Source organism: Actinomycetospora sp. (assembly GCF_055612215.1).
The window spans coordinates 1-2,518 of record NZ_JBVPVA010000216.1; the positions used below are offsets into that span (position 1 = coordinate 1).

Here is a 2,518-nt window from a genome sequence, read left to right on the forward strand (position 1 = left end):
TGGGGCTGGGACGGCGCGACCTGGGGCTGGGGCCGTCCCCCGACCCTCGTCCTGCCCGGTGCGTTCGGCGAGATGTCGCTGCGGCGGGTGCCCGACGCGGCCGGGCGGCAGTGGTGGGTGCTGGTCGTCTTCGACGCCGGCAACTACCGGATGGACGCCTACCTGCTCGACCACCCGACGGCGAACCTCCACGCGGCCCCCCGCGCGACGCTGGTCCACGGCAGCGGCTGGGACGACGAGGACCACGACGCCGGGCGCGTCGCCCAGCTCTACGGCGGCTACACCCTGCCGGGCTCGACGCTGTCGGACCTGCACCTGGTGGTCAGCCAGTGGAACACCGGGACCAACTGGCCCTACCGGTCGATGCAGTTCCGCGCCGACGTCTCGCCACTCGTGCGCTGACGCGCACGTGAGCACTTTGGGTCGTCATGGCGACCGAAAGTGCTCACAAGCATGCGGAGGCGGTTCGCTGCCCGACGAGCAGATCGGCGTGTGTGAACACTATCGGTCGCCATGACGACCGAAAGTGCTCACGAGCCGGAGGCACCCCAGTCGGCGTCGGCGCCCTCGACGACGGGGGAGCGCCCGAGCAGCGGCCGCCACCAGGCCTCGTTCGCGCGGTACCAGGCCACGGTGTCGGCGATACCGTCCGTCCACTCCACCGCGGGGGCCCAGCCCAGCTCGGTGCGCAGCTTGGTGGAGTCGAGCAGGTAGCGCCGATCGTGCGACGGCCGGTCCGGCACGATCGTCTTGAGCTCCGGACCGAGCCCGAGCACACCGAGCACGGTGTCGGCGATCCCCTCGATGTCGACCTCGACCCCGGAGCCGACGTTGTAGGTCTCCCCGGTCCGGCCCTGGTGGATCACCCGGTCGATCGCCGAGGCGTGGTCGGAGACGTGCAGCCACTCGCGGCGGTTCTTGGTCGAGGCGTAGAGCGGCAGCGGCTCCCCGGCCAGTGCGCGGGTGGTGAACAGCGGGATGACCTTCTCGGGGAACTGGCGCGGCCCGTAGTTGTTCGAGCAGTTGGTGATGGTGACCGGGATGTCGTAGGTCAGCCCGTAGGCGCGCACCACGTGGTCACCGCCGGCCTTGGCCGCGTTGTACGGGGTCCGCGGGAGATACGGGGAGTCCTCGGTGAACGCCTCGTCGGCGTCCAGGGACAGGTCGCCGTAGACCTCACAGGTCGAGATGTGGTGGAACCGGGAGACCCCGACGCGGCGGACCGCCTCGAGCAGGGCCTGGGTGCCCATGACGTTGGTGGCGAAGAAGTCGCCGGGGCGCAGGATGGCCAGCGAGTTGTGGGACTCGGCGGCGAAGTTGACCACCACGTCCACCGAGTACGCGCGCAGCAGGTGTGCCACGAGGTCGGTGTTGGCGATCGAGCCGTGGACGAACTCCACCCCGTCGAGCAGCTGCCCGTCCGGGCCGTCGAGGGACTCCCGGACCCCGGCGTAGGTCAGCGCGTCCAACGCCACCACCCGGTCGCCGGGGTGCACCTCGCGCCAGTACCGCACGAAGTTCGACCCGATGAAACCGGCTGCACCGGTGACGAGAACGGTGGACACTCGGCACTCCCAGGCGACGGCGGCATCAGCGCATCACTGACGTCCCGAACCTAACCGACCGTGCCGACGGACCCGACGGGCCGGTGCGGCACCCTGGGCACACCGGGCCCACCGGCAGCGAACCCCAGACACCCGAGGACGGCATGCACGACGCACGGACCCTCATCGAGCTCGGCGACGAGGCGGTCCGCCGCCTCGCGCGACGCGGCTACGCCCTGGACCTGGCGGGGCTCGAGGAGCTCTCCGCGCGGCGCAACTCGTCGATCGCCCGCGCCGACGACCTGCGGGCCGAGTCGAAGCGGGTGGCCCAGGAGGTCGGGCGCGTCGCGAAGGAGACCCGGGGGCAGGGCCCGGAGGTCGAGAAGCTCAAGGCGCGCGCCCGCGAGCTCAAGGACGAGATCCGCGAGGCCGAGGAGTCGGTGACCGCGGCCGAGGCCGCCCTGCGCGAGGTGCTGCTCGCGATCCCGAACCTGCCCGACGAGGAGACCCCGGACGGCGACTCCGAGGAGGACGCGGTCGAGGTCCGGCGCTGGGGGACCCCACCGGAGTTCACGTTCGAGACCAAGGACCACGTCGACCTGGGCGAGGCCATGGGGATCCTCGACTTCGGCCGGGCGGCCAAGCTCTCCGGCGCGCGGTTCAGCGTCGCGAAGGGGCCCGGCGCGGTGCTCGAGCGCGCCCTGGCCTCGCTCTTCCTCGCGCTGCACACCGGCCGGCACGGCTACACCGAGTTCTCGGTGCCCTACCTGGTCACGCCGGAGACGATGACCGGCACGGGCCAGCTGCCCAAGTTCGAGGACGACCTGTTCCGGACCGGCACCGACGACCGCAGCCTCTACCTCATCCCGACCGCCGAGGTGCCGCTCACGAACCTGCACGCGGGCGAGATGCTCGACGCGGACGCGCTCCCGCTGGCCTACACCGCGTGGACGCCGTGCTTCCGCTCGGAGGCC

General features: G+C 71.7%; 3 protein-coding genes. 2 read left to right on the forward strand and 1 reads right to left on the reverse strand.

Translation table 11 applies throughout. From position 1 onward, the window contains the following. The coding region (locus AC0CYZ_RS06080) for a DUF4185 domain-containing protein (RefSeq protein WP_472213338.1) at positions 1–402 on the forward strand (402 nt) is incomplete at its 5' end. Positions 403–530: 128 nt separating this feature from the next. Here the strand turns inward: AC0CYZ_RS06080 and rfbB are convergent. Further along, positions 531–1,565, reverse strand: coding sequence for a dTDP-glucose 4,6-dehydratase (rfbB, locus tag AC0CYZ_RS06085; RefSeq protein ID WP_472213340.1), 1,035 nt, complete (start codon positions 1,563–1,565; stop codon positions 531–533). Positions 1,566–1,708: 143 nt separating this feature from the next. Between rfbB and AC0CYZ_RS06090 the strand changes: the two genes are divergently transcribed. After that, the coding region (locus AC0CYZ_RS06090; protein WP_472213342.1) for an aminoacyl--tRNA ligase-related protein at positions 1,709–2,518 on the forward strand (810 nt) is incomplete at its 3' end.